This window comes from Emticicia sp. MM (genome assembly GCF_001649495.1).
The window spans coordinates 1-5,987 of the sequence record NZ_LXHX01000081.1; the positions used below are offsets into that span (position 1 = coordinate 1).

The following is a 5,987-nucleotide window of genomic DNA, read 5'->3' on the forward strand; positions in this document are numbered from 1 at the left end:
TATAATGAAAAAGATATTGCCGATATTTTGGCAATGACCGTTGACGAAGCCATTGATTTTTTCAGCACCACCGAACCAAAACTGGCCGATAAACTTCGCCCCCTTCAAGATGTGGGTTTGGGTTATATTGGTTTGGGGCAGTCGTCAAGTACGCTATCGGGTGGCGAAGCACAGCGTGTAAAACTGGCGTTTTTCTTGAGCAAAGGCAATGCTGATAAAGGTAAAACGCTCTTTGTATTCGATGAACCAACTACGGGTTTGCACTTCCACGACATCAAAAAACTCTTGAAAGCCATTAATGCTTTGGTTGACCAAGGTGATACCGTGATTATCATCGAGCATAATATGGAAGTAATTAAATCGGCCGACTGGATTATTGATTTAGGCCCCGAAGGTGGCGAAAAAGGTGGATATTTGACTTTTGAAGGCACACCCGAAGCAATGGTAAAACTCGAAGGAAATTTTACGGCTGATTTCTTGAAAGGGAAATTATAGCATTATAGCCAAACAAATAAAATTGGATTGTTTATATTTGTAAAAACTTCAACGAAATGTATATCTTCAAAAATATTATTACTGTCGAAGCAGGCAAACGAAACGGGAAACCGTGTATTCGTGGCATGAGAATCACCGTAGAAGATATTTTACGGTGGTTAGCATCCGAAATGAGTTTTGATGAAATCCTTCTTGATTTTCCAGAATTGACTAAAGAAGATATTTTAGCCGCTCTTGAATTTTCTGCCAATCGAGCCAAACGAACTTTGATTGCAGCATGAAAATTGTTATCGACCAAAACATTTCTTTTCGTATAATTTCGCATATTAATCATCTCTTCACTGAAGTTGCACACATTCGCACACTTGGTTGGACTGATGCACCTGATATTGTCATTTTCAGAAATGCTAAACAACAAGGTTTCGATGCTATTTTGACTTTAGATGAAGATTTTGACAATATAATTCTTGAAAATTCACCTCCACCAAAAAATTCTATGGTTGCGAGTCCGAAACTGCTCAACCAATCATTTAGCAAAAATTATAGTCAATAAAGTTGAAGTCATTAATGAATTCCTGAAAGATAAAGAGCTTGATTGTCTTGAAATCTACGATGGCTAACTTTTCCAAAAATACCCTCCATCCTATTTTATCTGCATAAAATCTAATTTTACTACTTTCTTTTCTGAGAAGTAAATTTGATTAATTTTGAGAAAATCTTTGTACAAAAACAAAAATGTTTCAAACAGAATTAATCGGACATTTACATCCACTCATTGTGCATTTGCCCATCGGCATTCTGATTTTTGCTTATGTAATGATGGTTGTACAGCAATTCAGAAAAATCGACATGAATGCTGCCATTAATTTAGCACTACTTCTCGGAACGATTTCTTCTGTAATGGCCTGTATCGCAGGTTGGTTTTTAGCCCAATCTGGCGACTACGAAACCGAAGCCATTTTCAAACATCAATGGACGGGCATAAGCACGGCCATTCTCGGAATTTTAGCCTATTTTCTCAAAAATTATCGCTGGATTTTGGCAACTGCAACCATCATTTGTTTGATGATATCGGGGCATTTCGGAGGAAATCTCACACACGGTGAAGGCTACTTTTTTTCTACAAAAACCGCCATTTCTGCACCCATAGATAGCACAAAAATGGCTTCTTTTGATAGCATTGATAGCACAAAAACAAGCTCTCAAAATACTGTAAGAAAATCTTTTGTGTATCGAGATAAGATTGTGCCGATTCTGAAAACAAAGTGCTATAATTGCCATTCAGCAAGCAAAAAGAAAGGTGGTTTACGTTTAGATACAGAAGTATTTATCAAAAAAGGTGGTAAAAATGGGCAAATTCTACTCGCTGGAAATCCAAGCAAAAGCACCTTATTCACTCACCTAATTTTACCCGAAGATGATGAAAAACACATGCCACCAAAAGGGAAAACGCAGCTTACCAAAAGTGAGATTTCGGCTATCCATTTTTGGATAAAAAAAGGGGCTTCTTTTGTAGAAGAAATAGAGACCATCTCTAATCAAAGGCCTTTGGAGCAAACCTTCATTCAAAATACACAGATTTCATCTGAAGCAATTGCAGATATTCCAATCATTGAAAAAGAGGATTCAAGATTAGTGGCAAATAATGTAGAGGCCATTAGTCCAACGGTGTTGGAAAAATTAAAACAACAAAACATTGGAATTACTTATTTAAACAATGGTTCAAATTATATTTCGGCCAATTTTGTGAATGTCAGAAACTATCAACCTTCATTATTAAACGATTTAGAAAGCACTAGTAATCAACTCGTTAACCTAAGATTAAGTAATCAACCAGTCAATGATGAAGCTATCAAGAAAATCACTAATTTTAAAAACCTAAAAAAATTAAACCTTGAAAATACTGCCATAACAGACGCTTCTTTAGAACATTTAAAAACATTACCAAATCTCGAACAACTCAATTTATACGGCACAAATATTACTGATAGAGGGTTGGAAGCTTTGACAAAATACCCCAACTTAAAAGTAGTTTATTTATGGCAAACCAAAGCGAGTAAATCGGGCATTGAACAATTGAAAAAGGCATTGCCCAAATTACAAATCGAAACAGGAGAATTTCAGTTTTCAAAGCCTGATACGAATAGAACGATTAAATAAGAATTTAAAGCAAGAGGTCAATCATGAAAAAATACCTACTATTACTCATTGCTTGTATTTATTTGTGGGCATTTAAGCCGAATGGGCATCAGCTTGCCGACCCCGCAAAATTACCCGAAGATGTGGCCATTGCGTATAAAAATTTACCCGCAACCTTAGACTATAATCTTCATGTAAAGCCCATCTTATCCGATAAATGCTTTGCTTGCCACGGCCCCGATAAAGCCAAGCAAAAAGCAGGTTTACGCTTAGATTTAGCTGAGGCCGCTTATGCACAACTGCCCGAAAGTCCAGAAAAAGTAGCTATTTCGCCAAAAAACTTAAAGAAAAGTGAGGTTTTCCACAGAATTCTTTCGACCGACCCAACTTACGTGATGCCTACGCCCAAATCTCATTTGAGTTTGTCGGCTCACGAAAAAGCTGTCATCATCAAATGGATTGAAAATGGAGCGGTTTATCAACCTCATTGGGCTTTTGTGAAACCACAAAAAAGGTCTATTCCTCCTCTTAAAAACACGCTTCCTTTTTCGCCTATTAATCAAATTGATAATTTTATTTTTAGTCGTTTAGAACAAGAAGGTTTGTTGGCATCGAAGGAGGCTTCGAGAGAAATTTTATTGCGTCGTTTATCATTTGATTTGACTGGACTGCCCCCAACTCTCGAAGAAATTGACGCTTTTTTGAGCGATAATAGCCCCAACGCCTACGAAAAACAAGTAGAAAGATTACTCGCTTCACCACATTATGGAGAAAAAATGGCCACGGATTGGCTCGATTTAGCACGCTTTGCCGATTCACATGGCTATACCGTTGACCGCCTTCGAGATATGTCGCCCTACCGTGATTGGGTGATTCGGGCTTTCAACGACAATATGCCTTATAGCAGTTTTATCCACCAACAATTAGCGGGTGATTTGCTTCCTTCGCCCACAAAAGATATGCTAGTCGCTACAGCTTTTAATCGAAATCACCCTCAAAATTTAGAAGGTGGCATTGTGGAAGAAGAATTTCAGACAGAATATGTCATGGACAGAACCAATACTTTTGGTGATGCTTTCTTGGCGATGTCGGTTGGATGTGCCAGATGCCACGACCATAAATATGACCCAATTTCGCAGAAAAATTATTACGAATTATTCAGTTTCTTTAATAATGTACGGGAAGCAGGTCAAATTTCATGGAATGATGACCTTCCCACGCCTACCCTACTTTTACCTACTGCTGAACAAGAAAAAGTCGTTAATTTTATCAAAAACTCCATCACCGAGCAAGAGCAAAAAGTTATCGAAACACAAAATTCAGCATCGGCAGATTTTGAAAAATGGCTTCAAAATAATGAATATCAATCATTGACCAACAATACTTCACCACAAGCTAACTTACAAGGATTTTATACGTTTGAAGATTCACTCAGAAATAGTATCAACCCCAAACAAACGGGCGTGATGCGTCGTGATGCAGGTACGCTCGATAAACCAACTTTCGAGAAAACCTCTAAAGGGCAAGTCTTACTCTTAGATGGCGATGTCTATGCCGATTTAAAAGACGTGGGTGTTTTTCGGAAATCTGAGGCTTTTACGGTTGGTATGTGGGCCTACATTCCGAAAGAAATGAAAGATGGTGTGATTTTCCATAAAAGTAATGCCGAGCGTTTGTATAATTTCAAGGGCTACCACTTATTTCTACGCAATAATAAATTAGAAATCACGATGGCTCACACCGCCCCTTCCAATGCCATTACAAAATTGAGTTTGAAAGATGCCCCTCGTGAAAAATGGTTGCACTTAAGCATGACCTATGATGGTTCGGCCAAAGCCAATGGCTTCAAATTATATCTTGATGGTGAAGAAATGGCTATGGAAACCGTTATCGACCAACTATACAAAGACATCATTTTTTATTCTAAATCAGAGCCAGCTTTACAAATTGGTGGCTGGTGGCGTGGCTTAGGTTTTAAGGGTGGAAAAGTTGACGACGCCGTAGTTTACAGCCGAGCTTTAACGCCATTTGAAATAAAAATCTTAGCAAAAAAAGCTGATTGGAGCAGTATTTCAAATAAATCATCAAGCGAATTAAATGCCCAAGAAAAAGCGATTTTGAAAGAATATTACCTTTCGGCCATCAGTCCAACGGTTTTATCGGCCCAAAAAGAATTACAAAAGCTCCGAACGGCTTTATCTGATTCAAGCGAAAAAATCGCTGAAATAATGGTTATGCAAGAAATGCCCAAACCGAAAGTTACGCACTTACTTCACCGAGGGCAATATGATGCTTTGGGTGAAGAAGTAAAACCCAACACCCCTAAAGATATTCTTGCGTTTCCTGCCAATTTACCAAAAAATCGACTTGGTTTGGCTCAGTGGCTTACTGATGAAAAAAATCCGCTCACTGCACGAGTAGCTGTGAACCGAATTTGGCAAAATTTCTTCGGCACGGGCATCGTGAAAACGACCGAAGATTTTGGCAATCAAGGCGAAATGCCCAGCCACCCCGAATTACTTGATTGGCTGGCTATTGATTTTCAGAAAGATTGGGATATAAAAAAACTCAATAAACTAATCGTGATGTCGGCCACATATCGACAAGATTCAAAAGCCACCAAAGAAGTGCGTGAGCGTGACCCCGAAAACCGTCTGCTTTCGCACGGGCCGAGCAATCGACTTTCGGCCGAAATGATGCGAGATAATGCACTGGCAGTAAGTGGCTTAATCAATAAAAAAATTGGAGGTAAAAGCGTGAAACCTTACCAACCCGATGGCCTTTGGGAAATCAATAACACGCATTACACGCAAGATTCTAGCGATGCTATTTATCGCCGTAGCCTTTATGTGGTTGTTAAGCGTTCGGTGCCAAATCCTACTTTGGGTACATTCGATGCTCCTTCTCGTAGCTATTGTGTGGTTCGCCGACAAAAGACCAATACCCCTTTGCAAGCCCTCGTGACGCTCAACGACCCAACGTTTATCGAAGCAGCCAAAGTAATGGGAGAAAGTATGACCAAACAAGCTAATATACGAAAAGCCATTATTGATATTTACCGAAAACTAAGCGGTAAAATGCCAACTGAACGAGAGTTGGACTTACTCTTATCATTGCAAAAGTCTGAATATGAGCAGTTTAAGCAAAATCCTGATAAAACTAAAGGTTGGCTAAAAACAGGACTTTATAAAATTGACCCAACTTTCGATGCCGCCGCAGTAGCCGCCAATGCGGTTGTGGCAAGTACGATTTTAAACTCAGACGCAACCCTTACCAAACGATAAAATGGCACATCACGACGATACTTTCAAACTTCATTCTCCTGAGTTTTCGGCATTGAATCGAAAGCTCGA

At 39.0% G+C, this 5,987-nt stretch carries 5 protein-coding genes and 1 pseudogene; all 6 read left to right on the forward strand.

Going from position 1 to position 5,987, the window contains the following annotated elements; translation table 11 throughout:
* Positions 1 to 495, forward strand: a pseudogene (locus tag A6M55_RS17450) (excinuclease ABC subunit A); the annotation flags it as partial.
* A gap of 56 nt (positions 496 to 551) precedes the next feature.
* Positions 552 to 776, forward strand: a complete 225-nt coding sequence (locus tag A6M55_RS09705; protein WP_064197421.1) for a DUF433 domain-containing protein — start codon at positions 552 to 554, stop codon at positions 774 to 776.
* On the forward strand, positions 773 to 1,048 hold the full coding sequence (locus A6M55_RS09710) for a DUF5615 family PIN-like protein (protein ID WP_064197422.1): 276 nt from the start codon (positions 773 to 775) through the stop codon (positions 1,046 to 1,048). The genes A6M55_RS09705 and A6M55_RS09710 overlap by 4 nt, the downstream gene beginning before the upstream one ends.
* Positions 996 to 1,115: a hypothetical protein gene (locus A6M55_RS17690; RefSeq protein ID WP_409012485.1), complete on the forward strand. Its 120-nt coding sequence runs from the start codon at positions 996 to 998 to the stop codon at positions 1,113 to 1,115. The genes A6M55_RS09710 and A6M55_RS17690 overlap by 53 nt, the downstream gene beginning before the upstream one ends.
* Before the next feature lie 115 nt (positions 1,116 to 1,230).
* Positions 1,231 to 2,655 carry a c-type cytochrome domain-containing protein gene (locus A6M55_RS09715; protein ID WP_064197423.1) on the forward strand — a complete coding sequence of 475 codons (1,425 nt, stop codon included), beginning with the start codon at positions 1,231 to 1,233 and terminating at the stop codon, positions 2,653 to 2,655.
* A gap of 23 nt (positions 2,656 to 2,678) precedes the next feature.
* Positions 2,679 to 5,918 carry a DUF1553 domain-containing protein gene (locus tag A6M55_RS09720; protein WP_064197424.1) on the forward strand — a complete coding sequence of 1,080 codons (3,240 nt, stop codon included), beginning with the start codon at positions 2,679 to 2,681 and terminating at the stop codon, positions 5,916 to 5,918.
* Positions 5,919 to 5,987: the final 69 nt, after the last annotated feature.

What these genes read in the sequence shown, in the direction of transcription:
- A6M55_RS09705 (WP_064197421.1), top strand. Translation starts at nt 552, where the DNA reads ATGTATATCTTCAAAAATATTATTACTGTCGAAGCAGGCAAACGAAAC.
- A6M55_RS09710 (WP_064197422.1), top strand. Translation starts at nt 773, where the DNA reads ATGAAAATTGTTATCGACCAAAACATTTCTTTTCGTATAATTTCGCAT.
- A6M55_RS09715 (WP_064197423.1), top strand. Translation starts at nt 1,231, where the DNA reads ATGTTTCAAACAGAATTAATCGGACATTTACATCCACTCATTGTGCAT.
- A6M55_RS09720 (WP_064197424.1), top strand. Translation starts at nt 2,679, where the DNA reads ATGAAAAAATACCTACTATTACTCATTGCTTGTATTTATTTGTGGGCA.